Source organism: Amycolatopsis coloradensis (genome assembly GCF_001953865.1).
Taxonomy (GTDB): Bacteria; Actinomycetota; Actinomycetes; order Mycobacteriales; family Pseudonocardiaceae; genus Amycolatopsis; species Amycolatopsis coloradensis.
The window spans coordinates 70,925-95,337 of the sequence record NZ_MQUQ01000012.1 but is presented as its reverse complement, the minus strand read 5'-3'; the positions used below and the strand labels follow the sequence as shown (position 1 = coordinate 95,337).

The window sequence follows — 24,413 nt, the reverse complement described above, 5'->3', positions numbered from 1 at the left end:
GTTGTCAGGAAACAAGTCCACGGCGGAATCCGTGGGCGACCGCTTGAGCGCGGTCCCGCACGCCGAGCTTGCGGAACAAGCGGCGCGCGTGGGTCTTCACGGTGTCTTCGGACAGGTACAGCTCGCGGCCGATCTGTCCGTTGCTCTTGCCCTGGCTCATCCCACGGAGCACTTGAAGCTCGCGCTCGGTGAGCTGAACACCGGGGTCGGACGGCTGGCGCGGCGCCGGCACCGAGGTGCTGGCGAGAGTGTGCGCCAGTGCGGCCACGAGTTCGGGACGCGAGGCGTCCCAACGCAGGTAGCCGCGGGCTCCGCCGGCGATGGCGGCGGCGATGGAGCCCGCATCGTCCGGAGCGCCGAACACGATCACATTCGCTTGGGGGTTCGCCGAGACGAGCCGCCTGGTGGCTTCGACGCCAGTCGGGACAGCGCGCTGGGTTCCGACCAGCACGACGTCGACCGGCTGACGGGAGTACCGGGCCAGCAGCTCGTCACCGTGCGCTACGCAGTCGATGCGACTGACCCCTGGGACCGCGGACATCACTCGAGTGAGCCCTTCGCGGACACTGCGTCGGTCGTCGCAGATCAAGACCGTCGTCACGGGGTTTCCTTCCTGCAGCCGGGTGACATTCCACTTCCCCTATCGGACGCTTTAGCCCGAACCTTGACACGATCCGGTGGCTTTTCTGAAAGTTTCTTAGCCCGGTTGCCGGAATGGGCCCTCCAACAGGCTAGACGCCCTCAGAGGGGGACCCATGGAGATTGCCGGGCGAGCCACCTCCCGCAAGGATCTGCGTGCCGTAACACTGCGTGCAACAGTTCGGCACTTCTGAATCGATACTCATCGGCGTGTCCTGCCGCGAGGTCGGCCGCGAGCAGGCACGCCACCCAGAGAAGTGAATTGAATTCGTATTTCTCGGCGGTTTCCCGGGCGCTCTCGACCAGCGTCTTCGCGCGGGCCCGCTCAGCGGAACTCCCCTTCGCCATCGTCACGCCGAGTACAAGCTGTGATTTGACGACATGCCGGCAGGCGCCCCGGGTCCGCGCCGTTTCCAACGCCATTTCCGCAGGTGCGATCGCCGCCGTGGAAAGGTTACTGGCCAGTTCAATTTCCGCGGTCACCCAACCGGCCCTGGTCCGGCTCCGCCAGTTGCCGATATGCGCCTCCGCACGGGCCCTCAGGCGCCGGGCGGCGGCCAGCCTGCCGCGACCGAGGTTGTCCGCCGCGAGACCGAGAAAGGCGTCCGCCCGGGCCCCCTCGGCGTCCAGGCCGTCGGGGTCGGGTTCACCTCGCGGCTCCGCGATCACCAGCGCGAGCGCCTCACCGTCGAGGACGAGAGCCGCCGCGTGCCCGCCCAGCTGCCGCCGGTGCGATGCCAGCGTGCTCGCGGCCAGCGACGCGAGCACCGGGTCCGTGCTCGCGCGCAAACCGTTCAGCAGGGTGGCCGCCGCCGCGTACCGGCCGCGGGCGCCGAGCCCGATTCCGGCGAGCAGCCGCCCGCGAGGTGACGCGGGCACCGCGAAGGAATTCGGCGGCGGTACGCCGTCGCCGAACGCGGCGGACCGCAAGGACGTTTCCATTCGTCCTTTCTATCGCCTCGCACCGACAAGAACATGCTCGATCCGGTCGGCGGCCGTCGTCAGCTCGCCGAGCAGTTCGATCTTGTCCGGAAGCGTCGCGGGATCCCAGCCCGGTCCGCAGGCGAACAGCCTGCTGCGCTGACGGCCGCGGGACACCCTGGCGAACAGGCGCGGATCGGCGGTGGCGTGCCGTCCCGACCACAGCACCACCGCGGCCGGGACGCTGCGGCGGACGGTCACCGCGAGCACCTCGGCAGGCAGGGAGGCGCCGAACAGCTGGGCGCCGATCCGGCGTCCGGCGAGCGCCGCGGCGAGCGCGTACATCGGCATGTTGTCGCGCTCGTCCGGGACGCAGGTCAGCAGGACCGGCCGCTGGTTGCGTGGTTCGCGGAGCACCGGTGTCGCGCGGACCAGGGCGGCGTAGACGCATTCGGCGAGCAGGTACTCGACCTCCGCGCCGGCGCTGACCCCGCGCCAGCGCGTGCCGAGCGCCGTCAGCACCGGCGACACGACGCCGGTCCACGCGGGCAGGACGCCGAGTTCGCGGATCGTGTCGGCGAGCATGCGCTGAACCGCGCCGAAATCCATCGCGAGCGCGGCCGTGCTCAAGCGCCTGGCGAGGCGTGACGGGACGTCGTGATCCTCGGCGGGCGGCGCGGCGGCCTGTTCGTCCACTTGGACCACCGGGGTTTCCGGGGGCGCTGCCGCCGTCCGGGGCATTTGCTCGAGCGCGTACTTCGCCGCTTCGGCCGTCGAGGCGCCGCGGAGCAACGCACGCTGCATCAGTTCGAGACGGCCGATGTCGGAGCTGCCGTAGCGGCGGTGACGGCCGTTGGTGTGGCGGCTCGGTCCCACGCCGTATCTGCGGTCCCAGGTTCGCAGGGTGGACGGTGCGACCCCGAGCCGGCGAGCGACCGAGGCCACCGGCAGGGTGGGTTCTTCACTGCTGATCCGAGATCCCACTCGACCCAATATCCAGGCAGGCCGGAGCCGCGGCAACCGGAGCGGAAAGGGCGGCTCACACCTCCGGGGGATGCCTAACGGCTGAATCGTCTCGAATCTCTTGAACAAGTATTGGCGCGCTTCTAACGTTACCGCCGTTGCACCGAATGGAGTAGCCGCAGCACAGCAGAGCAGGTAAACGCTTCGACCGGATGACGGAGGCGGTCAGGATGGCGGACACACGCAGGCTCCCGGGACCCAACGCCGATGTATGGGACTGGCAGCTCGAAGGGTCGTGCCGAGGCATGGACAGCGCGTCCTTCTTTCACCCTGACGGCGAACGCGGGCCTGCCAGAGCCCGCCGCGAGGCGAGGGCCAAAGCCGTGTGCCTGGCCTGCCCGGTGCTGGCCATGTGCCGGAACCACGCGCTCGCCGTGCACGAGCCCTACGGGATCTGGGGTGGGTTGTCGGAGTCGGAACGCGAGCACATCATCAAGGCGGACAAGCGCACGCTGAGCATGTCGAACGGCTGATCCGGCCGAGTCGGCAACACGGAAGGGCGGCATCCGGGTGGGGTGCCGCCCTTCCGCTCGTCCAGGCCCGGACGCGTCACGATTAGCCCGCGAAAGTCGCTCCGCCCCGCCTCCGCCCCAGATCGCGTTTAGCCCGCTAAACGCAGGTCGGTGCCGTCGTGGGCAGCCAGCCGCCGGATCGCACTTAGCCCGCGAAAGTCGCCTTCGCCGCGCCCGGGATCCCCGGCCGCCGGATCGCAGTTTGCCCGCTAAACGCAGGTGGGCGGGCCAGGGCACAAGAAGCGGGGCGGCACTCCGGGTGGAGTGCCGCCCCGTTTCGGGGTGGAACAGGTGAGCTAGTGCGCGTGACCGTGACCCGCCGCGGCGGGCTCCTCGTCGGCAGGCTTCTCGACGATGGAGCTCTCCGTCGTGAGCACGAGCCGGGCGATGGAGGCGGCGTTCGCCACCGCGGACCGGGTCACCTTGACCGGGTCGACGATGCCGGCGGCCAGCAGGTCGGTGAGCTCACCGGTGGCGGCGTTGAAGCCGTGCCCCCAGCTCTGCTCCTGGACCTTGTTCACGATGACCGCACCCTCGTGGCCCGCGTTGGTCGCGATCCAGAACAGCGGGGCGGACAGCGCGTCGCGGACGATGCGCACACCGGTCGCTTCGTCGCCCTCGAGGCCGAGGCCGCCGTCGAGCTCCTTGACCGCGTGCACGAGCGCCGAGCCACCGCCGGGCAGGATGCCCTCTTCGACGGCCGCCTTGGTCGAAGCCACGGCGTCCTCGATGCGGTGCTTACGCTCGTTGAGCTCGGTCTCGGTGGCCGCGCCGACCTTGATCACCGCGACACCGCCGCCGAGCTTCGCCAGCCGCTCCTGCAGCTTCTCGCGGTCCCAGTCGGAGTCGGTGTTCTCGATCTCCTTGCGGATCTGCGAAACGCGCCCGGCGATGTCGTCCTTGGTGCCGGCACCGTCGACGAGCGTGGTGTCGTCCTTGGTGACGACGATCCGGCGGGCGCTGCCCAGCTGGGCGAGCGTGGTCTCGGACAGCTTGTGCCCGATCTCGGCCGAGATGACCTCGCCGCCGGTGACGACCGCGAGGTCGTCCAGGAACGCCTTGCGACGGTCACCGAAGAACGGCGCCTTGACGGCGACGGCGGTGATCGTCTTGCGCAGCGAGTTCACCACGAGGGTCGACAGCGCTTCGCCGTCGACGTCCTCGGCGACGATCAGCAGCGGCTTCTTGGCCTCGACGACCTTCTCCAGCACCGGGAGCAGGTCGGCAAGGGCCGAGATCTTCTCGCGGACCAGGAGGATATAGGCGTCCTCGAGGATCGCCTTCTGCTCCTCCGGGTTGGTCGCGAAGTGCGCCGACAGGAAGCCCTTGTCGAACTGCACACCCTCGGTGATCACGAGCTCGGTCGCCAGCGTGGACGACTCCTCGATCGTGATGACGCCGTCCTCGCCGACCCGCTCGACGGCCTCGCCGAGCAGGGCGCCGATGGCCGCGTCACGCGAGGTGACGGTGCCGACCTGGGCGATGTTGTCGCGACCCTTGACCGGGGTCGCCTTCTCCTTGAGGACCGCGATGACCTTCTCCGCGGCGGCCTCGATGCCGCGGCCGACGGCCGTCGGGTTGGCACCGGCGGCGACGTTGCGAAGGCCGACCTTCACCAGCGACTGGGCGAGCACGGTCGCGGTCGTGGTGCCGTCACCGGCGACGTCGTTCGTCTTGGTGGCGACGCTCTTGGCGAGCTGGGCGCCGAGGTTCTCGAACGGGTCGTCGAGCTCGATCTCACGAGCGACGGTGACGCCGTCGAGGGTGATGGTCGGGCCGCCGAACTTCTTGTCGAGCACGACGTGGCGACCGCGCGGGCCGAGGGTGACCTTGACCGCGTCAGCGAGCTTGTTCACCCCGCGCTCGAGCGCGCGACGAGCGTCCTCGTCGAAACTGATCTGCTTGGGCATGGCCTTTTCCGCTTACCTTCCAGTTCTAAAGCTCGGAAAACACGAACGCCCCGTCCCCCGGCAATGCGGGGCCCGGGGCGTCATGCGCTGAGAGCGGACGTCAGTTGATGACGGCCAGCACGTCGCGAGCGGAAAGGATCAAGTAGTCCTCACCGTTGTACTTCACTTCGGTGCCGCCGTACTTGGAGTAGATGACGACGTCGCCGACGGAAACGTCGAGCGGGACGCGGTTGCCCTTGTCGTCGATGCGGCCCGGGCCCACGGCCAGAACCTTGCCCTCCTGGGGCTTCTCCTTGGCGGTGTCGGGGATGACGAGGCCGGAAGCGGTCGTCTCCTCGGCCTCACTCGTCTGGACAACGATCTTGTCCTCGAGCGGCTTGATGTTCACGCTCACCGGGTTGACCTCCACGGTCGTCGAAAGCGTTGGCAGGATGAGTTACGGCTCCTACCACCCCCGCCGTCGCGGGTGCCGGGGCGTGTTCGGGCCGTGCAATTAGCACTCTAGCCATGTGAGTGCCAGCTTCGCAAGGAGGGTCCGCTCAGCTCACGAAAATGTCGCGGCCGGTCGCCTGACCGGCCGTTTTGGTCCGCCACGGTTCCGCGTGCGCATGCCCGTCCGGCCAGAGCTCCTTGTCTCTTAGTTCCGAGGCCGGGCAGGGCGGACGGTCACGCAACTAGCTTGTGACCTGCGGCCGGACTGAGGGGACGAAGATGCTGTCGCTCCTCGACCGGACCAGGCTGCCGGCGTACCTGCGCCTGATGCGGGCGGACAAGCCGATCGGCGCGCTCCTGCTCTTGTGGCCGACGCTGTGGGCCCTGTGGATCGCGACGGCGGGTGAGCCGTCTCCGAGGATCCTCGCCGCCTTCGTGGCCGGGGTGTGGCTGATGCGCGCGGCCGGCTGTGTGGTGAACGACTACGCGGACCGCGGGTTCGACGGCCACGTGAAGCGCACCGCGCATCGTCCGCTTCCCAGCGGTGCGGCGACGGCGAGAGAAGCGCGCTACCTGTTCGCCGTGCTGGTGTCGCTCTCCTTCCTGGTGGTGCTGACGCTCAACGTCACGACTGTCCTCCTGTCGATGGTGGCACTGGCGCTGGCGTGCGCGTATCCGTTCGCGAAGCGCTACACGCAGCTGCCGCAGGTGGTGCTGGGCGCGGCGTTCGGGTGGTCGATCCCGATGGCTTCGCCGCCGCCGGGGAATCCCTGCCGCCGATCTGCTGGCTGCTGTTCCTCGCCAATCTCCTGTGGGTGGTCGCGTACGACACGCTGTACGCCGCGGTCGACCGGGACGACGACCTGAGGATCGGCGTGAAATCCACGGCCATCCTGTTCGGCCGTCACGACCGGCTGGCCATCGGCGTCCTGCAGGGAACGATGCTGGTGCTCATGGCGGTGGTCGGCCGAGTGGGCTCGCTCGGCTGGGAGTTCTACCTCGCCGTCGGGGTCGCGGGCGCGTTGTTCGTCCGCCAGCGGACGCTGATCGCGCGGCGCGAGCGCGACGGCTACTTCCGGGCGTTCATGAGCAACAACCACGTCGGCCTGGTGCTCTTCCTGGGCCTGCTGGCGAGTCACGCCTGGTGAGCGGCCCCACAGATCACGATTAGGGGGCTAAACGCAGGTCGGGGCCCGGGGGCAACCCGCCGCCGGGATCACGATTAGGGGGCTAAACGCAAGTCGGTGAGGTCGCTTACCAGGGCATCGGGGTGCAGGGCGGCGAGGGACCGGCGCTTCGCGGACGTAGTCGCGAGGGCGACCGAAGCGACTCCGGCGGCCCGAGCGGCGAGGACGTCCGCGGCGGAGTCACCGATCATCACGCACTTCCCGGGCGAAGTGCCGAGGGCCTTCACCGCGGCCTCGATCAGGACCGGGTGCGGCTTCAGGTGCGCGGGGTCGCTCGACGCCCGTGCACTGATCCGGCGAACCTGCTCGACGAGTTCGTGCACGGTGAGGAACGCCCGGATCGCTTCGACGGAGTTGTTGCTGACGATCGACACTGTGAACCCCTGCGCGACCCACTCACGGATCACCTCCACAGCACCCGGAGCGGGCGGCACCATCGAGACGGCCTCGTTCTCCAGCCGACTGAGCTGCCGCTCGACGACGTGCGCGGCGTTCGGACCGCATGAAGCCGCGTACCGGAGCACCTCGAACGGATCCGCCGCAGCGCTCACCTCATGAGGCAGGTCGGGCCCGACGAGTCGCTTGAGCCTGTCGGCCACCTCGCTCGACGGCAACTTCGCGAACACGTCGCACACCGGACCGTCGAAGTCGAGGAAGACATGGTCCTTCTCCCGCAGAAGCTCCTTCACCCCAGCCATGCCCCCACCTTGCCACCGGATCGCGATCAGGGGGCTGAACGCAAGTCCGGGAGGGACCTTACGGAAGGGGCGGGTTTCTGGTTAGGTTCCGACCATTGGGGTCGGTCCTGTACAGCAGACCTAGACACTGGGGGTACACGCCCATGCCGCGTCCCTTCCGTCCCGCTGCCCTCCTACCGCGCCGGCGCCGCCCCAAACGGACCGCCGGACTCGCGATCCTCACCCTCGTCGCGGGCCTCCTCGCCGCGGTCCCCGCCGAAGCCGCCCCGGCGGATCAGCAACGTCAGCGGGACTTCGCGGCCGCCGCGCGGGAGTTCGGCGTTCCCGAGAACGTCCTGCTCGGCGTCTCCTTCCTGGAGTCACGGTGGGACTTCAACGCCGGAACGCCGAGCACGTCCGCCGGTTACGGCCCGATGCACCTGACCGACCTGCGCGAAGCGGGCACCGGCACGCATCACGACGAAGGCGGGGAAGACCCGCGCGGCGACGACGCGCGCCAGGCGAAACTCCCGGTGACACCGGCGCCGAAGCCTCCCCCACCCGGCCTCCAGACCATCGACGAGGCGTCCAGGCTGATCGGCCAGGACGTCGCGACGCTGCGCACGAACACCACGCAGAACATCCGCGGCGGCGCCGCTCTGCTGGCGAAGTACCAGCGTGAAACCGGTGACTGGAACGCCGCTGTCGCGCGCTACAGCGGTGCGAAGGACGCGGCGGGCGCGCAGGCCTTCGCCGACGAAGTCTTCGACACCATCTCCAAGGGCGTCAGCCGCAAGACCGACGACGGCCAGAACGTCACCCTCGCCGCGACACCGATGAGCCCCGCGCGCACTCAGGCCGAAGATCCCAAGACCGAGTGCCCGAAGAAGGTCTCTTGCCTTTCGGTCCCGGCGCCGTATCAGGAGCTGCCGGACAACGACTACGGCAACCACGACAAGGCGAACCGACCGAAGAGCCAGAAGGTCGAATACATCATCATCCACGACACCGAGGGCTACTGGGACACGGCGATGGACCTTGTCACCGACCCGACGTACGTGAGCTGGCACTACACGATCCGCTCCTCCGACGGCCAGATCGCGCAGCACGTGCCGACCAAGGACGTCGCCTGGCACGCGGGCAACTGGTACGTCAACGCGAAGTCCGTCGGCATCGAGCACGAGGGCTTCGCCGCGAAGGGCACTTGGTACACGGAGGCGATGTACCGCACCTCCGCGAAGCTCGTCGGCTACCTCGCACGGAAGTACGACATCCCGCTCGACCGCGCGCACATCCTCGGCCATGACAACGTCCCGGGCACGATCCCCTCGACCATCAAGGGGATGCACTGGGATCCGGGCCCGTACTGGGATTGGGCGCACTACTTCGACCTGATGGGCGCTCCCCTGTCCGGCTTCGGTCGTCCCGGCTCTCCGCTGGTGACCATCACACCGGACTTCGCCACGAACCAGCCCGCCTTCACCGGCTGCGAGACCGCTGGAAAGCCCTGCCCGGCAAGGGGTTCCGGTTCTGTCGTGCTGCGCAGCGAGCCGAACGACGCGGCGCCGCTGCTCAAAGACATCGGCCTGCGGCCGGACGGGTCGGCGAGCACGATGGCCGTCTCCGACATCGGCAGTCGCGCGGAGACCGGCCAGCGGTACGTGGTCGCCGAGCGGCGTAACGGCTGGACGGCGATCTGGTACCTCGGCCAGAAGGGCTGGTTCCGCGACGCGCGCACGACGAGCCCGGCGTTCGGCCTGGTAGTCACCCCGAAGCCCGGCTTGGCGACCGTGCCGGTGTTCGGGCGCGCGTACCCCGAGCCTGAAGCCTATCCGGCGAACGTGCCGGTGCAGCAGATCATCCCGCTCCCCTACACCTTCTCGGCGGGGCAGCGGTATTCGGCGGGCAACGTGCTCGGATCCGAGTACTACTCGGCGACGACGTTCGATCCGGCCAATCACGTTGTCGTCAAAGGAAAGACGCGCTACGTGCAGATCCAGTTCGGGCATCGTGTCGCGTTCGTGAAGGCGGACGACGTCCGGATCCTGCCCGCCTTCTGAGCGCCGGTCCCGGGGTCAGGAGTCGAGGGCGACCTTGACCCCGGGAGCGTGCTCGGTGTTCCGCCGCGTCTTCGACCAGCCGTTCCGGCCGCACACCAAGCGAAACAGCGCTCGCCACGACGTGATGTAGAACGTGTAGATGTACAGCGCGTAGGCGAAGCCCATCCCGAGCCCGCGCAGGAGATTGCGACTCTTCAGGCGTTTGAACTGATAGATCGGCCCCACGCGATGAACGGCAGCAGCCCGAACGAGCCGTAGATCGCGAACAGGATCCACGCGCCGTCGCCGCGAGGTAGTACATCATCTCCGCGGCGCCAGTGTGCTCACATGCGGCGAATCTCAGATCCACTGCGATACCGCGAACACTGCATTGTGCCCTGGCCCCAGCGCGTGCGCTGCACCAGGAATCGGCGCAGGCTGTACAGACCTTCCTGCTTCACAGGGGAATCCGGCGTGTAGCCGGTCCGCCATCCCGCGGTCGGCAGGTGTGCGCCGAGTTCGAAATCCTCCAGCAGCGAACCGCGCCACGGCTGGATCGCCGCGATGGCCGTGCGGAACTCGAGATCCTGCATCTGGGCCAGTTTCAGCCCGAAGGCGCGCGAGAACCAGTTCTTGCCCGATGGACGGCTGTCGGCGTTGCCCATCCAGACGTCGAGGTGGACCGCGCCGATCCTCTCGTCGCCGAACAAATGGTCCGGCGCACACTTCGCGACAGTTCTCCACCGGACGGCCGTCCGCGTCGACGACCACGACGACCACGTCCTCACGGCTCGCGTCCGGGCCCATCCAGTCGTTGTGCGCCTGGTAGACGGCGTTGAGCGCGTCGCCCTTGCCCGTCCTCGCCTCCGGACGGCGCCGGGGAACGAGGTGCGGATACGGGTCGTAGCCGCCGTTGCGCCGCCAGATCGACTCGACCGCGACGGCAATGCCGCCACCCTGACGGTGGCGGCGCTGGAAGAGCTGCTCAACCTCGCCCCGGCGCCGAACTACGCTAGATCGAGACGATCTGGACCGGCAGCGCCGGATTGGCGGAGAAGTCGAGCGATGCGGGCGGGCGACCGGCGGCGACCACGTGCGCGCCGAGCGCGGCGATCATCGCGCCGTTGTCCGTGCACAGCCGAGGCCGCGGCACCCGCAAGGTGATCCCGGCTTCCGCGCAGCGCTCGGCGGCGAGTTCGGACAGCCGTGAATTCGCCGCCACACCACCGGAAATCACCAGCGTGTCCACTCCGTGTTCCTTGGCGGCACGGATCGCCTTCCTGGTGAGAACGTCGGCGACGGCCTCCTGGAACGACGCGGCGACGTCGTCGACAGGGATTTCCTCGCCACGGCGCTCGGCGCCCTCGACCCAGCGCGCGACGGCGGTTTTCAAGCCGGAGAAGGAGAAATCGAACTTGGCGTCACGCGGCCCGGTCATTCCCCGGGGGAACGCGATCGCCGTGCCGTCACCGTTCTTGGCCGCCTTGTCGATGGGCGGGCCGCCCGGGTAGGGCAGGCCGAGGACGCGGGCGACCTTGTCGTAGGCCTCGCCCGCCGCGTCGTCCACAGTGGACCCCAGCTCGGTGATCTCCGACGCGATGTCGTCCACCAGCAGCAATTGCGTGTGGCCACCGGAGACGAGCAGGGCGAGGCAGCGGTCGGGCAGCGGCCCGTGCTGGAGCGTGTCGACGGCGATGTGCCCGGCCAGGTGGTTGACGCCGTAGAGCGGGATGTCGAGCGCGGCGGCGTACGCCTTGGCCGCGGCGACGCCGACCAGCAGCGCGCCGGCGAGACCCGGCCCGGCGGTGACCGCGATGGCGTCCACATCGGACAGTTTCAGCCCGGCCTTGTCGAAGGCGCGCTCGACGGTCGGGACCATCGCCTCCAGGTGCGCGCGGCTGGCGACCTCGGGCACGACGCCGCCGAAGCGGGCGTGCTGGTCGACACTGGAGGCGACCTCGTCGGCGAGGAGTTCGACCGTGTCGTCGTCGTGCAGTCGGACGAGGCCGACGCCGGTCTCGTCGCACGAACTCTCGATGCCCATGATGATGCGTGGCATCAGCCCGCCACCTCGTCTCGGACCTGGGCCCGCGGACGGGCCATCGTGTAGGCGTCGGCGCCGGAGGGCTGGTAGTAGCGCTTCCGGAGACCGACGCGTTCGAAACCGTGCCGCTCGTAGAGCGTGATCGCCGCGTCGTTGTCGGTGCGGACTTCGAGGAACACCGGCGCGGCGAGCTCGTCGGCGCGGTCGAGGAGCGCTTTCAGCAGCGTGGTGCCGATTCCGTTGCGCTGCCATCCCGGGTCGACGCCGATCGTGTGAATGCTCGCCTCGTGATCACCGCGACGCCCGACGACGGCGAGGCCGGCGTAACCGATGACCTCGTCGCTTTCGTCGGGGCGCGCGACGAGGTAGTGGCCGCCGGCGTCGAGTTCCGCGTGGAAGGCGTGCGCGTTCCAGGGCGAATCGCCGGGGAAAAGGATCTTCTCGATCTCGACACAGCGGGGAATATCCTTGCGGCGTAAGGGGTCCAGCCTCACGGCGTGGTCACCTTCTTGCGCGCGGCCGGTTCGACGGCGTCGGGACGGCGGAGGTAGAGCGGGGTGAGCGGGGCGGGCTCGCTTCCGCTCCGGAGTGCTTCGCGGGCGGCCTTGACCAGTCCGAGGGCTGACGGGAAGCGCGGCTCGATCGGCTGGGCGCCGAGGGCGTCCGCGTACAGGAAGGCGCCGTCGCCCGCCGCGACCTCGATGGTCGTCTCGAGGTCGGCCGGGCGCTGGACGTGCGGGCCGTCGGTGCGGGTGCTGTCGGCGGCGTACGCGGCCCAGTAGACCTCGCGGCGTCTCGCGTCGGTGAGGACGAGAAAGGGCGCTTCGCCGGGGGCGACGTCGGCGGCGATCGCGTCGAGGCTGCACACCGGATGGGCCGGGATGCCGAGGGCGTGGGCGAGTGACGCGGCGGTGGCCATGCCGGCGCGGAGGCCGGTGAAGGGGCCGGGGCCGACGCCGCAGACGATGGCGTCGAGATCGCGGAGCGTGACGCCCGCGGCCTTGACCGCTTCGAGGGCGTGGGGCGTGATCAGCTCGCCGTGCGCGCGCGGGTCGACCGTGACGCGGTTGTCGCGAAATTCGAGCGTGTCGCCGTCGAGGGCGACGAGGCCCGCGGTGACCGCCGGGGTCGAGGTGTCGATGGCCAGTACCAGCACGGTTACCCAGCCTACGACCAGGCCCGCGCGTCGCGTTTAGCGGCCTAAGTGCGATCCGGTGCCGTGGCCGCTCCCCCGCCGCCGGATCGCGATTAGGGGGCGAAAGTCGCTCCCTCCGGGCCGCCCGCCGACCCCGGCCCAGATCGCGATTTGGGGGCTAAACGCACGTCGGCGGCAGGAGCGGGGAGGGGTGTGAAGCGGGTCGCAGGGGTGGGGGCGACTTGCGCGGTACGGTCCGTCCAGCGAGGGCCACACGCCCCGGCAGGCGGAGTCGAGCAGGAGGTTACAAGGTGTCCGATCGGTTGTTCCCCACGCTGGCGAGCGGCTCCGGCAAGGAGGCCCTCCGCTTCGGCGACACGTCCCTGGCCTACGCCGACCTCGCGGCCGTCGCCGGCACGCTCGCCCGCGACCTGCCGAGCGGCCGCGTCGCCGTCTGGGCGACACCGACGGCGCACACCAGCGTCGCCGTGATCGCCGCGCTGCTCGCCGGCGTCCCCGCCATCCCGCTCAACCCGAAGATCGGCGAGCGGGAACTCGCGCACATCCTCGCCGACAGCGAGCCCGTCCTCGTCCTCGCCGAACCGGGCGCCGAGCTGCCCGCCGGCCTCGGCGGCCTGCCCCGTCGCGACATCACCCTCGAAGGCGCACCCGTCGGCCTCCCCGCGGAGCCGGACGCCGAGGCCCCGGCACTGATCGTCTACACCTCCGGTACCACCGGCCCGCCCAAGGGCGTCGTCCTCCCGCGCCGCGCGCTCTCGTCCACGCTCGACGCGCTCGAGAGCGCCTGGGAGTGGACGGCCGACGACGTCCTGGTGCACGGTCTTCCGCTGTTCCACGTCCACGGCCTGATTCTCGGCATCCTCGGACCGCTTCGGCGTGGCGGTTCGGTCCGGCATCTCGGCCGGTTCTCCACGGAGGGCGTGGCACGCGAACTCGCGACCGGGGCGACGATGATGTTCGGCGTCCCGACCATGTATCACCGCATCGCGGGTGAGGTCGGCGACGATCCGTCGCTCGCCGAGGCGCTGAGCGGCGCCCGGCTGCTCGTCTCCGGATCGGCGGCGCTGCCCGTCCACGACCACCAGCGCATCACGGCGGCGACCGGTCAGCGCGTGATCGAGCGCTACGGGATGACAGAGACCCTCATGAACACCAGCGTTCGCGCCGACGGCGAGCGTGTCCCCGGCACCGTCGGTGTCCCGCTGGACGGCGTCGACCTGCGGCTCGTGGACGAGACAGGGCAGCCCGTCGAGGAGGTCGAGACCGTCGGCGAGATCCAGGTCCGCGGACCGAACCTGTTCACCGGGTACCTCAACCGCCCCGATGCCACCGAAGCCGCGTTCGACGACGGCTGGTTCAAGACCGGCGACATGGCGACCCGCGACGCGGCCGGATACGTGAAGATCGTCGGCCGGAAGGCCACGGACCTGATCAAGAGCGGCGGCTACAAGATCGGCGCGGGCGAGATCGAGAACGCGCTCATGGAACACCCCGGCGTCGCGGAGGTCGCGGTGACCGGCGAGCCCGACGACGATCTCGGCGAGCGCATCGTGGCCTGGGTGGTGCCCGACGGAGAACGCCCGACGGAGTCGGAACTCGCCGACCACGTCTCGCGCCTGCTGTCGCCGCACAAACGGCCTCGGGTGGTCCGCTATCTGGAGGCGTTGCCGCGCAACGACATGGGCAAGGTCATGAAGCGGGCGCTCGGATGAGCAGGCCTTCCGCCCGGTCCGTCGTCAAGGAGATCGCGACCGGTTTCGTGGACCTGGACGTTCGCCGTTCCGACGAGCCGGACGACGGGCCGATCGCTTGGCCGGGCTATCGCGCGGCACGCGAGGCCGCCTCGAAACGGTCGGGCGAAGACGAGTCCGTCCTCTGCGGGACCGCCGAGATCGGCGGCGTCGAGGCGGTCGTGATCGCCTTCGAATTCGGCTTTCTCGGCGGGTCGATCGGTCAGCGGACCGGCGATCGCGTCGAGGCGGCGTTCGCGCGGGCAGTGGAGTCCCGGTTGCCCGTGGTGTCGCTGATCGCGACCGGCGGCAGCCGCATGCAGCAGGGGATGCGCGCGCTTTCGCAGCTGCAGCGCATCGCGCGGGCGGCGGCCGGAGCCCGGTCGGTGCCGCAGATCTCGGTGCTGCGTGATCCGACCACGGGCGGCGGCTGGGCGACGCTCGGCGCGAGCGCCGACGTCATTCTCGCGCTTCCCGAGGCTCAGGTCGGTTTCGCCGGTTCACGGGTACGCCCTGCCGACGCGCCCGCAGAGGCGTACACGGCCGAGGCGAAGCTCGCGTGGGGCCAGGTCGACAGGATCGTGCCGCCCGCCGCCCTTCCCGGTGTGCTGGAACGGTGGCTTCGCTTGCTGACCTCGCCGACGACGGAAGCCGCCGATCCTCCTCACGCGCTCGGGTCGGCGGGATTGCCCGACAGCGGCTGGGCCGCGGTTCAGGCGGCGCGCGCGGCTGATCGGCCGAGAGCTGCGGAGTATCTCGACGCGTACTTCGAGTGGCGTGAGGATGTCTCGGGCGACAGGTGCGGCGGAGTCGACTCCGGTGTCTTATGCGGCTTCGGCTGGCGAGGCGGCCGGACGATCGCGTATGCGGCGCAGTGCGGGACGGCGACGCTGCCCGCGGGGTTCCGGACGGCGGCGCGACTGGTGCGGCTCGCGTCACGGCTCGGGATCCCGGTGCTCACCTTCGTCGACACGCCCGGTGCGGCGAACGACGCGGCGGCCGAACGGGCCGGGGCCGGTGCCGCGATCGCGGAGTTGTTCGAGGCGATCGCTGGCGCGGCCGTGCCGATCACGACGCTGGTGATCGGCGAAGGCGGATCCGGTGGCGCGCTCGCGTTCGCGGCGCCCGGATCGACCTGGGTGACGCCCAACGCGTACTTCTCGGTCACGACGCCCGAGGCGGCCGCGGCGATCCTCAAGCTGCCCGCCGACGAAGTCCCCGCCCTCGCGGACCGCCTGCGGCTACGCCCCCAAGACCTGGTCGAGCTGGGAATCGCACGCTCCGTGGTCGGCCCCGCGGATCGCGGTTAGCCCGCTGAACGCGATCCGGCGTGGTTCCGGCGCGGAAGAGAAACGACAAACGGTCGCAGATCGGCGCTGAGCGGGCCTTATGCGCCGAGCATGGTCATCTGCATGTGCGAATGCCGCGGCCGAACATCCGGTACCGAACATTTCTTTCCGTATCGACGACGGCGATCCACTCGATCGCGTGAATGCGAAACACTCACGGTGTACTCAAGTCTCGCTATCTACGCAATGAGATGACGAGCCTCGTTCGCAACTACTCTTTCGAGTTACAGCAGCGCAAACCGATGACCCGGGGTGAATTACGCCGACCGCTCGGCGCAGGATTCAGCAACCTTTCACTTACCGCCCCGTAGGTCCGGAAAGTTCGTCCACAATGGCTTGTGTTGCGGCTCGGAAACTCCGACTACCGCAGATAAGGAAGCGGCTCCCCGGGCAAGGGGGAGCCGCTTTGAAGTTCAACAGCTCCATCAACCCGAAAAGTCTTATGGAGGCGTCAAACATGCCCAGCGTAGCGCCGTGTTCCGGCGGTATGCCAGAGGAGCCACCCCAGCCGCAGGCGATGACCCCGGATGCGAACCAGGATCACCACGGCGGGTGTCACCCGGCAGAAGTCAGTCTCGATGAATTGCTCGATCTGGCGGGTGAACCGGTCGGCATGGTCACCCACCCCGCGTGCCGTCGCGTCCGACTGCGTCCCGCGACACAGTGGCCCGAATTCTGGCGAAGCACGTTCTTCGGCAGCCGGGAAAACACCAGGCGTGTCCTGATCTACTGGTTCGCCTTGATCGCCGCACTCCTCGCACTGACCATCGTCGCGGCACCGGCCGCGCAGACCGGTGTGATCGGCCTGTGCGGGTTGTGGTGGCTTCATCGTCGGCGCGGACGAGGCGGGCCACAGGCCGAACCGGCCCCGGCCTGACCAAACAGGGTGCGCATGCCGCTGTGGGAACCAGCGGCATGCGCACCCCCAAGCCCGGACCATCGAGGTCTTGGGGCACGAAGGGGACGCTTCGCCAGGTCGGCCCTGATGCGGCATCCGGGTGAGACTCGCGTTTAGCGGGCTAAACGCGCTCCGGCCGTTCTCCGCACAGATCGCGTTTAGCCCGCTAAACGCAAGTCGGGCGTCCGGGACTCCCAGGTGCCGTGCGGCTCCAAGGTGACCATGCGGACATCGTCTTCGCGACGCTCCAGGCGCACGACGAGGTAGTCGTCCGAAAGGCGCTCCGCCGCCCCCTCGCCCCACTCGACGACCAGGGCGGACCGCTCGAGTTCGGTGTCGAGGTCCAGGTCGTCCAGCTGCGAGAGATCCCCGCCGAGCCGGTACGCGTCGACATGCACCAGAGCGACCCCGGCCTCGCCCGCCGGATGCACCCTGGCGAGCACGAACGTCGGCGAGCTGACCCGCCCGCCGACACCGAGACCGTCCGCGATCCCGCGGGTCAGCGTCGTCTTGCCCGCCCCGAGCGGTCCGGCGAGCAACACCAAGTCACCCGCGCGCAGCGCACGTCCGAGCGCGCGCCCGAATTCCATGGTCGATTCGGGAGTCGGGAAAGCGAAGTTCATCAGGGCTGCCACCACCAGGTTCGCCGGTCAGGGGATTCACCATCGGTGCCCGTGCACCGCTGCATCAAGTCGATCAAGTGGCTGTTCACCAGTTCAGGTTGTTCCAGCTGCACCATGTGCCCCGCGCCGCGCACGCGCACCAGCTCCGCGTCCGGCAGCTCCGCCGCGATCCGCTCGGCGTGCGCGATCGGCGTGAACCGGTCGGAATCACCGCCGATGACCAGCACGTGCGCGTGCTTCAGCCCGGCGAGCGCGGCGTACCGATTGTGGCTGCCGAGCGTGTCGACGAAGTTCACGAGCCCGCGCACCGGCGTCACTTCGAGCATTTCCAGCATGAAGTCGACGAGTCGCGGAGACACGTCCCGGCTGCCGAAAGCCAGTCTGCGCACGGCCTGCCGGGTCAGCTGCCCGCCCGCCGCGCGCACGAACTCGACGAGCCCCGGCTGCCATCCGGCCAGCCCGCCGACGCCTCGCGTGAGCGGGTTGTACTTCGAAAGCAGTGATCGCGGCAGTCCCCGAGCGCCGACTTCGCCCGCCGCGGTCGCGATGAACGCGACGCCGCCGACGCGGTCTTCGAACAGCTCGGGATGCTCCGAAGCGAGTTCCATGATCACCATGCCGCCCATCGAGTGCCCCATGAGCACGATGGGTCCCTCCGGCACCACCGAGCGCAGGACCATGTCGAGGTCGCGCGCCAGCTGTTCGATGGTGCTGGTTTCGGCGTTCGCGGCGCCGGATTGCCCATGCCCGCGATGGTCGTAATAGACCTGACGCACTCGCGGCAGCTTCAGCGACGCGAGATCCCGCCGCTGGAAATGCCAGCAGCGCTTCGACAACGCGAAACCGTGCACGCCCACGACGGTCAGCTCCGGTTTTTCCCCATCGGCCGGATCGATCTCCTCGACCGCGAGCGGCGTGCCGTCCTCCGCCGCCACTGTCGAAGTCCGGTCCGGTTCGAGGTCCCCCAACGGCTCGTCCACGAACGGATCCTCACTCTGCCGCCGCTGCTGTGCGGCGACGGCGATCACGGCGGCGGTGCCGGTGGCCACCGCCCCGACACCGCCGACGATGGCCAGCAGTCGTCGTGAAGGTGTCACGAGCCTGCCTCCAGATACGTCCGGTGGATGCGCGGGCGGCACATCGAAGTCACGATCTCGTAGTCGATCGTCCCCAGCTTGTCGGCCCATTCCCGGGCCGTCGGCTCGCCAAACCCGCCTCGACCGAAAAGGATCACTTCGCTGCCGAGGGCCGGTTCGTCGTCTCCGCAGTCGACGATCAACTGGTCCATGCAGACACGTCCGGCCACCGGACGGCGCCGTCCGCCGAGCCAGACGTCCATCCGCCCGGACAGCGACCGCGGCACGCCGTCGGCGTATCCGACCGGGACCAGTGCGAGGGTGGTGTCGCGCTCGGCCGTCCAGGAATGGCCGTACGACACGGATTCACCGGCGGCGATCCGTTTCGTGAGCACCACGGACGACTTGAAGGTCATCGCCGGGCGCAGGTCCTCGGCGACGGGCACCGGGTTCAGCCCGTAGATCGCGATCCCGGGGCGCACGAGGTCGAAATTCAGGTCCGGCCTGGTCAGCACGGCGGCGGAGTTCGCGAGGTGCCGCATCGGGTTCAGGCCCGCCGCGCGGGCGATGTCGTAGGCCTCGTCGAACCGCTTCGCCTGCGCGTCGATGGACGGGTGGCCCGGCTCGTCGGCGCAGGCGAGATGCGACCAGATCGCGACGACGTCGATGAGCGGCTTCGCGGCCGCCGCCGCCTTGACGAGCGCCGGCCATTCCGCAGGTGGGCACCCATTTCGGGACAGTCCGGTGTCGATCTTGAGGTGCACCCGAGAGAGCGCACTTAGGCCGCTAAAGTCGCGCGCCCGGCGAGCGCCATCGGCCACGCGGGCGAGTTCGTCGAGGGAGCTGACGGCGACGTCGATGTCTTCGGCGACTGCGGGTGCGAAGTCGGCTTCGGGGGTATCGAGCCAGCTGAAGAGCCGGCACCCGATCCCGGCGCGACGCAGCGCGAGCGCTTCGTCGAGGGAACAGGTGCCCAGCCAGGTGGCCCCGCCCTCGACGGCGGCCCTGCCGACCTCGAGCGCGCCGTGGCCATAGCCGTCGGCCTTGACCACGGCCATCGTCTGGGCACCGGGGGCGCGGGAAGCGAGCAGGGCGACGTTGTGCCGGATGGCGGACAGGTCGATGACGACCTCGGCACGCGGGAAACTGGCGGTCATAACGACCACCAGTTTCCCACGGACCCGGCTCAGGACAGGCGTGCCCCGGTGGTGGCGGAGAACACGTGCAGCTCGTCGGGGCGGACCCGCAGGTGCAGGGTGTCGCCCATGACCGGCGGCTTGCGCGGGTCGACCCGGGTGACGACGTTCGACTTCGTGCCTTCGGCGTCGCTCTCGGTGAGTTTGCCGTAGACGTACGCGTCCGAGCCGAGTTCCTCGACGAGGTCCACCTTGATCGGCAGCGTGCCGTCCTCGCTGGTGGTCACCTCGAGCGATTCCGGCCGGAAGCCCAGGGTGACGGTGTCACCGTCGGCCTTGGCGAGGATCTCGCGGGTCAGCGGCACCCGTGCGCCGCCGAGTTCGGCACCGTCTTCGGTGAGCTTCGCGGTGACGAGGTTCATCGCGGGCGAGCCGATGAACCCGGCGACGAAAGCGTTTGCGGGCCTGTCGTACAGCGCGCGGGGGGTGTCGCACTGCTGCAGGAGACCGTCCGAGAGGACCGCGACCCGGTCACCCATCGTCATGGCCTCGACCTGGTCGTGCGTGACGTACACGGTGGTGACACCGAGACGGCGCTGAAGGGCGGCGATCTGCGTACGCGTGGAGACACGCAGCTTGGCGTCGAGGTTCGACAGCGGCTCATCCATCAGGAAGACCTGCGGCTCACGCACGATGGCGCGGCCCATCGCGACACGCTGGCGCTGACCACCCGAAAGCGCCTTCGGCTTGCGGTCGAGGTACTGCTCGATGTCGAGCAGCTTGGCCGCGTCGAGCACCTTCTGCTTGATCTCCGAGGCAGGACGGCCCGCGATCTTCAGCGCGAAGCCCATGTTCTGGCCGACGGTCATGTGCGGGTACAGCGCGTAGTTCTGGAACACCATCGCGATGTCGCGGGCGCGCGGGGGCAGCTGCGTGACGTCGCGGTCGCCGATCCAGACGGCGCCTTCGTCGATGTCCTCGAGTCCGGCGAGCATCCGCAGGCTGGTGGACTTGCCACAGCCGGAAGGCCCGACCAGCACGAGGAATTCGCCGTCGGCGATCTCGAGTTCGAGTGCGTCCACGGCGGGCCGCTCGGATCCGGCGTAGCGCCGGGTCGCCTTGTCGTAGGTGATCGTGGCCATCGGTTCAGTCCTCTTTCGGTTTCGCGGAAATGCCGTGCCCGAGTTCGCGGGCTTCGAGATGTCGTCGCCGGATCCGGTGCCCCTCGGCGTGGTCCGCCTCGGTGGGTTCGAGCGGGGTGGTGCCGTGGTCTTCCTGCCAGCGGGGAGGTTCCGTGCTGGAAGCGAGGGCCCAGGCCGCCTGCCGCGCGGCGCCGACCGCGACGTATTCGGCGACCTCGGGGACGACGACGGGCACACCGAACACGATCGGCGCGACCGCGTGGACGGCGGCCGACCGCGCGCCACCGCCGATCAGAAGCACTCGGCGGACTTCGAGCCCCTGTTCGCGAAGGGCGTCGAGACCGGCGGCGAGTCCGCACAACATGCCTTCGACGGCGGCGCGGGCGAGGTTCTCGGGCGTCATGTTGGCCCTGGTCAGGCCGAAGAGTGTGCCGGTGGCGTCCGGGAGGTTCGGCGTCCGCTCACCGTCGAGGTACGGGAGGAAGGTGAGGCCATCGGAGCCCGTGCCGGCGGCGAGCGCCAGCTTGTCGAAGTCCGCAAGTTCGACGTCGAGCATCGCGGACGTCGCGGTGAGCACGCGGGCGGCGTTGAGGGTGCAGGCCAGCGGCAGGAATCGGCCCGTGGCGTCGGCGAATCCGGCGACGACGCCGGAGGGATCGGCGCTCGCGGTCTCCGAAACGCCGAACACCGTGCCGCTCGTGCCGAGCGAGACCACGACGTCGCCGGGGGCGAGTTCGAGACCGAGCGCGGCGGCCATGTTGTCGCCGGTTCCGGCCGAGACCAGGATCCCGTCCGGCGTGTGCCCCGCGGCCTCGGCGGGGCCGATGACCTTGGGCAGTTCGGGAGTACGGCCGCCGAAGGCGTGCGCGAGGAGGTCCTGGCGGTACTCGCCGGTGGCGGGCGAGAAGTACCCGGTGCCGGAAGCGTCGCCGCGGTCGGTGACCGGCTCGGCGCCTTCGCCCAGCAGCCGCCAGGTCAGCCAGTCGTGCGGGAGCAGGACGCGGGCGACGCGATCGGCCAGCTCGGGCTCGTGCTCCGCCATCCAGCGCAGTTTCGTGACGGTGAAGCTGGCGACCGGCAACGAGCCGACGGACTTCGCCCAGTTCTCGGGGCCGAGTTCGGCGCCGAGGTCTTCGGCCGCCTTCGCGGACCGGGTGTCGTTCCACAGCAACGCGGGCCGGACGACCTCGCCGTCTTCGTCGAGGGTGACCATGCCGTGCTGCTGACCGGCGATGCCGATCGCGGCGACACCGTCGAGGAGGCCGTCCGTGGCTTCGCGGAACGCGTCCCACCACGCCGACGGGGCGACTTCGGTGCCGTCGGGGTGCGCGGCGCGGCCGGTGCGGACGATCTCGCCGGTGCGCGCGTCACAGACGACGACCTTCGTCGACTGGGTCGACGAGTCGATTCCGGCGACCAGGTCAGAACTCATATTCCGGGCCCTCCGGTGCGCATTCGACCTGCTCGATGGCCGTTCCGGCGAGCAGCGCCGCCTCGATCTCCTCGGTCGGCGCCTCTTCGTCGGTGATCAGGAGGTCGTAGTCGCCGATGTCGCCGTACGCGTAGGTGGCGGTGCGGCCGAACTTGGAGTTGTCGACGACCAGGACGTTGCGGTCGGCGGTGCGCAGCGCGGCCTTCTTGAGCTCCGCGTAGTCCTGGACCGGGTGGAACAGGCGGCCGACCGCGACCGCGGCGACCGAGACGAACGCGATGTCGGCGTGCGTGCGGTCGAGGAACGCGATGACGTCCGGGCCGGCGCACGAATCGAACTCGTGGTGGTAGCGACCGCCTGCGAGGACGACCTCGACGCTCTTCGCCCGGCCGAGGATGCGGGCGGCTTCGAGCGAGTTGGTGATGACGGTGAGGTCCTCGATCTGGCAGAGGCGGCGGACGAGCGGGAAGAGCGTCGTCGAGTCGTCGACGAAGACCGTCTGGCCGGAGTGGACGTGCGCCGCGGCGGCCTCGCCCAGTGCGTCCTTCGTGGCCTGGTTGAAGGTGTCGCGGAAGCGGGCGGCCGACTCCATGGTCGTCGCCGGATAGGCCTCGACCTTGCCGCGTAGTTTGCGGAGGAGACGGCGCTCGGCGAGTTCGTCGAGGTCGCGGTGCATCGTCATCAGGCTGACGCCGAACCGGGTGGTGAGGTCGTCGATGCGGACCTCGCCGGTGGCGATGACGTGGTCGAGGATCTCCTGGCGCCGGTGCTCGACGGCGGCGTCCGAGGGCCTGGTCTTAGACATGGGCGACACCGTTCACGACCCGGACCGTCGCGGTCTCGGCGGGGTGGGTGTCGGCGCTCACACCTGCTTCTTACCAGATTATTCGCCCGGAGTTAACACGTAACTCGATAACTCTCTTATTTCCCGCCACCTCACCCCCAAAGCCCGCCGACTTGCGTTTAGCCCCCTAAGTGTGTTCTGGAGGCAGGTGCCCGCAGAGCGCACTTAGGGGGCTAAACGCAAGTCGGTGCCCTGGTCAGGAGGCGAGGGAGCGGACGGATCGGATGGCATCGGGCACGGCGTCGAGGATGCCGGACGCCGAGGTGGGCACGCCGTCCGCGGCCAGGGATCCGGCGAGCGAGTGGACGTGCGCGGCGGCCCCGGCGGCGAGCCAGGGATCGAGTCCGGCCGCGAGCAGCGCGCCGAGCAGACCGGACAGGACATCCCCTGACCCGGCCGTCGCGAGCCACGACCCGCGGGGCGTGTTCACCAGCGCGCGCCCGTCCGGCGCCGCCACCACCGTGCAGTGTCCCTTCAAGAGCACGACGGCGTCGTACTTCCGCGCGGCCGACCGCGCCGCCGCGACCCGGTCGGCCCCGGGCGGCGATCCCATCAGCCGCTCGAACTCCCCAGCGTGCGGCGTCAGCACGAGCGGCGTGTCCGGATCGCGGGCGTCGAGCACGTCGGGCGAGCGCGCGATGATCGTCGTCGCGTCGGCGTCCGCGCACACCGGCACCCCCCGCCCGAGCACGAACCGCAGCACGTCCCGGCCCTCGTGCCCGGTCCCGATCCCCGGCCCGACGACCCATGCCTGCACCCGCCCGGCATCGGTCACCGACCCGGTCGCGATGACCTCGGGCCAGCGCCCGCGCACCACGTCGGCGGCGTGCCCGGCGTACCGCACCAGCCCAGACGTCGCCCGCACGGCGGCGCCCGCCGCGAGCACGGCCGCACCCGGGTACGTCGCGGATCCCGCGGCCACCCCGACCACGCCTTGGCTGTACTTGTCGTCGCCCGGCCCCGGCACCGGCCACGCCGCCGCGACGTCGGCCGTGTCGAGCCGCCGCAGATCGGGTTCACCGAGTTCGGGCCGCAAGCCGATGTCCACCAAGGCGACCTCGCCGCAGGACGCGGGAGCGAGGGCGTGCACCGGTTTGAGCGCGCCGAAAGTGACCGTGCGGTCGGCGACGACCGCCGGACCGTCGACAGCGCCGGTGTCCGGATCCACCCCGCTCGGCAGATCGACGGCCAGCACCGGTGCGCTCACGTGTGCCAACAGCGCGGCGGCGTCCGGCCGCAAGGGCCCTCGCGCCGAAATGCCGACGATCCCGTCGATGACGAGATCGGCTCGATCAATCCATTGTGGACCGTCCTCAACGGACACGACCTTGCCGCCGGATCGCTTCAAGGCGGCCAAACCCGGGCCGTGAGCGCGTTCTGGCTTCAGCAGGATCGCCGAGACGGCCACATTGCGGCGGCGCAGGAACACGCCGGCCCACAAGGCGTCGCCGCCGTTGTTGCCCGACCCGACGAGCAACGTCACCCGCCGCCCGGACACCGAACCAGTGTGCTCGGCGAGCATCTCGGCGGCGTGCACCGCCAGGCCGAAAGCCGCGCGCCGCATCAGCTCGCCGTCGGGAGCGGCGGCGAGCAACCGGCCCTCCGCCGCGCGAATCCGTTCCGTGGTCCAGATTCCCTGCACG

General features: G+C 69.7%; 21 protein-coding genes and 2 pseudogenes. 6 read left to right on the top strand and 17 right to left on the bottom strand.

Annotation, left to right across the window (positions count from 1 at the left end):
- Positions 1–4 precede the first annotated feature (4 nt).
- The 3 genes from BS329_RS21635 to BS329_RS21625 all read right to left on the bottom strand — a co-directional run bounded on the left by BS329_RS21635 (position 5) and on the right by BS329_RS21625 (position 2,505).
- Positions 5–601 carry a response regulator transcription factor gene (locus BS329_RS21635; protein WP_003073605.1) on the bottom strand — a complete coding sequence of 199 codons (597 nt, stop codon included), beginning with the start codon at positions 599–601 and terminating at the stop codon, positions 5–7.
- A gap of 140 nt (positions 602–741) precedes the next feature.
- Positions 742–1,581 (bottom strand): hypothetical protein, encoded by an 840-nt coding sequence (locus BS329_RS21630; protein WP_076163058.1) that lies wholly within the window; start codon positions 1,579–1,581, stop codon positions 742–744.
- 9 nt (positions 1,582–1,590) lie between these two features.
- Entirely contained in the window at positions 1,591–2,505 is a 915-nt protein-coding gene (locus BS329_RS21625; protein ID WP_208619261.1) for a MerR family transcriptional regulator, read from the bottom strand.
- Between the two features lie 248 nt (positions 2,506–2,753).
- On the opposite strand from BS329_RS21625, the gene BS329_RS21620 reads away from it, so the two are divergent.
- A complete protein-coding gene (locus BS329_RS21620; protein WP_037335869.1) occupies positions 2,754–3,056 on the top strand; it encodes a WhiB family transcriptional regulator in 303 nt (100 codons plus the stop codon).
- A 335-nt stretch (positions 3,057–3,391) separates the two neighbouring features.
- Here the strand turns inward: BS329_RS21620 and groL are convergent, their stop codons facing one another.
- Together groL and groES are read right to left on the bottom strand one after the other, a co-directional pair.
- A complete protein-coding gene (gene groL, locus BS329_RS21615; protein ID WP_076163056.1) occupies positions 3,392–5,005 on the bottom strand; it encodes a chaperonin GroEL in 1,614 nt (537 codons plus the stop codon).
- Between the two features lie 100 nt (positions 5,006–5,105).
- Positions 5,106–5,399 (bottom strand): co-chaperone GroES, encoded by a 294-nt coding sequence (gene groES / locus BS329_RS21610; protein WP_007031106.1) that lies wholly within the window; start codon positions 5,397–5,399, stop codon positions 5,106–5,108.
- Positions 5,400–5,716: 317 nt separating this feature from the next.
- On the opposite strand from groES, the pseudogene ubiA reads away from it, so the two are divergent.
- Positions 5,717–6,585 (top strand): annotated as a pseudogene (gene ubiA / locus BS329_RS21605) (4-hydroxybenzoate octaprenyltransferase).
- A 74-nt stretch (positions 6,586–6,659) separates the two neighbouring features.
- Here the strand turns inward: ubiA and BS329_RS21600 are convergent.
- Positions 6,660–7,322: an HAD family hydrolase gene (locus BS329_RS21600; RefSeq protein WP_076163055.1), complete on the bottom strand. Its 663-nt coding sequence runs from the start codon at positions 7,320–7,322 to the stop codon at positions 6,660–6,662.
- Between the two features lie 143 nt (positions 7,323–7,465).
- Between BS329_RS21600 and BS329_RS21595 the strand changes: the two genes are divergently transcribed.
- Entirely contained in the window at positions 7,466–9,361 is a 1,896-nt protein-coding gene (locus BS329_RS21595) for an N-acetylmuramoyl-L-alanine amidase (RefSeq protein ID WP_076163054.1), read from the top strand.
- Between the two features lie 15 nt (positions 9,362–9,376).
- Here BS329_RS21595 and BS329_RS21590 read toward each other — a convergent pair.
- From BS329_RS21590 to tsaB, 4 genes and pseudogenes are all read right to left on the bottom strand, one after another.
- Positions 9,377–10,285, bottom strand: a pseudogene (locus BS329_RS21590) (glycosyltransferase family 2 protein); the annotation flags it as partial.
- A 67-nt stretch (positions 10,286–10,352) separates the two neighbouring features.
- The gene (tsaD, locus tag BS329_RS21585; protein ID WP_076163053.1) at positions 10,353–11,399 is read right to left on the bottom strand and encodes a tRNA (adenosine(37)-N6)-threonylcarbamoyltransferase complex transferase subunit TsaD; all 1,047 of its coding nucleotides are present in this window, start codon (positions 11,397–11,399) and stop codon (positions 10,353–10,355) included.
- Complete coding sequence (rimI, locus tag BS329_RS21580) at positions 11,399–11,878, bottom strand: ribosomal protein S18-alanine N-acetyltransferase (RefSeq protein ID WP_076163052.1); 480 nt, start codon at positions 11,876–11,878, stop codon at positions 11,399–11,401. The genes tsaD and rimI overlap by 1 nt, the downstream gene beginning before the upstream one ends.
- Positions 11,875–12,540, bottom strand: a complete 666-nt coding sequence (gene tsaB / locus BS329_RS21575; RefSeq protein WP_076163051.1) for a tRNA (adenosine(37)-N6)-threonylcarbamoyltransferase complex dimerization subunit type 1 TsaB — start codon at positions 12,538–12,540, stop codon at positions 11,875–11,877. Before tsaB ends, rimI begins: the two co-directional genes overlap by 4 nt.
- A gap of 290 nt (positions 12,541–12,830) precedes the next feature.
- Between tsaB and BS329_RS21570 the strand changes: the two genes are divergently transcribed.
- The 3 genes from BS329_RS21570 (at position 12,831) to BS329_RS42730 (ending at position 16,496) form a co-directional block, all read left to right on the top strand.
- The gene (locus BS329_RS21570; protein WP_076163050.1) at positions 12,831–14,252 is read left to right on the top strand and encodes an acyl-CoA synthetase; all 1,422 of its coding nucleotides are present in this window, start codon (positions 12,831–12,833) and stop codon (positions 14,250–14,252) included.
- Positions 14,249–15,580, top strand: a complete 1,332-nt coding sequence (locus tag BS329_RS21565; RefSeq protein WP_076163049.1) for a carboxyl transferase domain-containing protein — start codon at positions 14,249–14,251, stop codon at positions 15,578–15,580. Before BS329_RS21570 ends, BS329_RS21565 begins: the two co-directional genes overlap by 4 nt.
- A gap of 445 nt (positions 15,581–16,025) precedes the next feature.
- Complete coding sequence (locus tag BS329_RS42730; protein ID WP_143253146.1) at positions 16,026–16,496, top strand: hypothetical protein; 471 nt, start codon at positions 16,026–16,028, stop codon at positions 16,494–16,496.
- 179 nt (positions 16,497–16,675) lie between these two features.
- On the opposite strand, the gene tsaE is transcribed toward BS329_RS42730, so the two are convergent.
- From tsaE to BS329_RS21525, 7 genes are all read right to left on the bottom strand, one after another.
- Positions 16,676–17,140, bottom strand: a complete 465-nt coding sequence (tsaE, locus tag BS329_RS21555) for a tRNA (adenosine(37)-N6)-threonylcarbamoyltransferase complex ATPase subunit type 1 TsaE (protein WP_076163422.1) — start codon at positions 17,138–17,140, stop codon at positions 16,676–16,678.
- A complete protein-coding gene (locus tag BS329_RS21550) occupies positions 17,140–18,237 on the bottom strand; it encodes an alpha/beta fold hydrolase (RefSeq protein WP_076163047.1) in 1,098 nt (365 codons plus the stop codon). The genes tsaE and BS329_RS21550 overlap by 1 nt, the downstream gene beginning before the upstream one ends.
- Positions 18,234–19,373 (bottom strand): alanine racemase, encoded by a 1,140-nt coding sequence (gene alr / locus BS329_RS21545; RefSeq protein WP_076163046.1) that lies wholly within the window; start codon positions 19,371–19,373, stop codon positions 18,234–18,236. Before alr ends, BS329_RS21550 begins: the two co-directional genes overlap by 4 nt.
- Positions 19,374–19,402: 29 nt before the next feature.
- Entirely contained in the window at positions 19,403–20,494 is a 1,092-nt protein-coding gene (locus tag BS329_RS21540; RefSeq protein ID WP_076163045.1) for an ABC transporter ATP-binding protein, read from the bottom strand.
- A gap of 4 nt (positions 20,495–20,498) precedes the next feature.
- Positions 20,499–21,926 (bottom strand): xylulokinase, encoded by a 1,428-nt coding sequence (gene xylB, locus BS329_RS21535; RefSeq protein ID WP_076163044.1) that lies wholly within the window; start codon positions 21,924–21,926, stop codon positions 20,499–20,501.
- Positions 21,916–22,731 carry a DeoR/GlpR family DNA-binding transcription regulator gene (locus BS329_RS21530; protein ID WP_076163043.1) on the bottom strand — a complete coding sequence of 272 codons (816 nt, stop codon included), beginning with the start codon at positions 22,729–22,731 and terminating at the stop codon, positions 21,916–21,918. Before BS329_RS21530 ends, xylB begins: the two co-directional genes overlap by 11 nt.
- Before the next feature lie 235 nt (positions 22,732–22,966).
- On the bottom strand, positions 22,967–24,412 hold the full coding sequence (locus BS329_RS21525; protein WP_076163042.1) for an NAD(P)H-hydrate dehydratase: 1,446 nt from the start codon (positions 24,410–24,412) through the stop codon (positions 22,967–22,969).
- Position 24,413: the final 1 nt, after the last annotated feature.

Bases quoted from the DNA above. Each gene is read 5' to 3' on its own strand.
- tsaD (WP_076163053.1), bottom strand. From the start codon at position 11,399: ATGCCACGCATCATCATGGGCATCGAGAGTTCGTGCGACGAGACCGGC.
- alr (WP_076163046.1), bottom strand. From the start codon at position 19,373: ATGACCGCCAGTTTCCCGCGTGCCGAGGTCGTCATCGACCTGTCCGCC.
- xylB (WP_076163044.1), bottom strand. From the start codon at position 21,926: ATGAGTTCTGACCTGGTCGCCGGAATCGACTCGTCGACCCAGTCGACG.
- tsaE (WP_076163422.1), bottom strand. From the start codon at position 17,140: ATGAACTTCGCTTTCCCGACTCCCGAATCGACCATGGAATTCGGGCGC.
- BS329_RS21540 (WP_076163045.1), bottom strand. From the start codon at position 20,494: ATGGCCACGATCACCTACGACAAGGCGACCCGGCGCTACGCCGGATCC.
- BS329_RS21595 (WP_076163054.1), top strand. From the start codon at position 7,466: ATGCCGCGTCCCTTCCGTCCCGCTGCCCTCCTACCGCGCCGGCGCCGC.
- BS329_RS21565 (WP_076163049.1), top strand. From the start codon at position 14,249: ATGAGCAGGCCTTCCGCCCGGTCCGTCGTCAAGGAGATCGCGACCGGT.
- BS329_RS21630 (WP_076163058.1), bottom strand. From the start codon at position 1,581: ATGGAAACGTCCTTGCGGTCCGCCGCGTTCGGCGACGGCGTACCGCCG.
- BS329_RS21600 (WP_076163055.1), bottom strand. From the start codon at position 7,322: ATGGCTGGGGTGAAGGAGCTTCTGCGGGAGAAGGACCATGTCTTCCTC.
- groL (WP_076163056.1), bottom strand. From the start codon at position 5,005: ATGCCCAAGCAGATCAGTTTCGACGAGGACGCTCGTCGCGCGCTCGAG.
- BS329_RS21620 (WP_037335869.1), top strand. From the start codon at position 2,754: ATGGCGGACACACGCAGGCTCCCGGGACCCAACGCCGATGTATGGGAC.
- BS329_RS21530 (WP_076163043.1), bottom strand. From the start codon at position 22,731: ATGTCTAAGACCAGGCCCTCGGACGCCGCCGTCGAGCACCGGCGCCAG.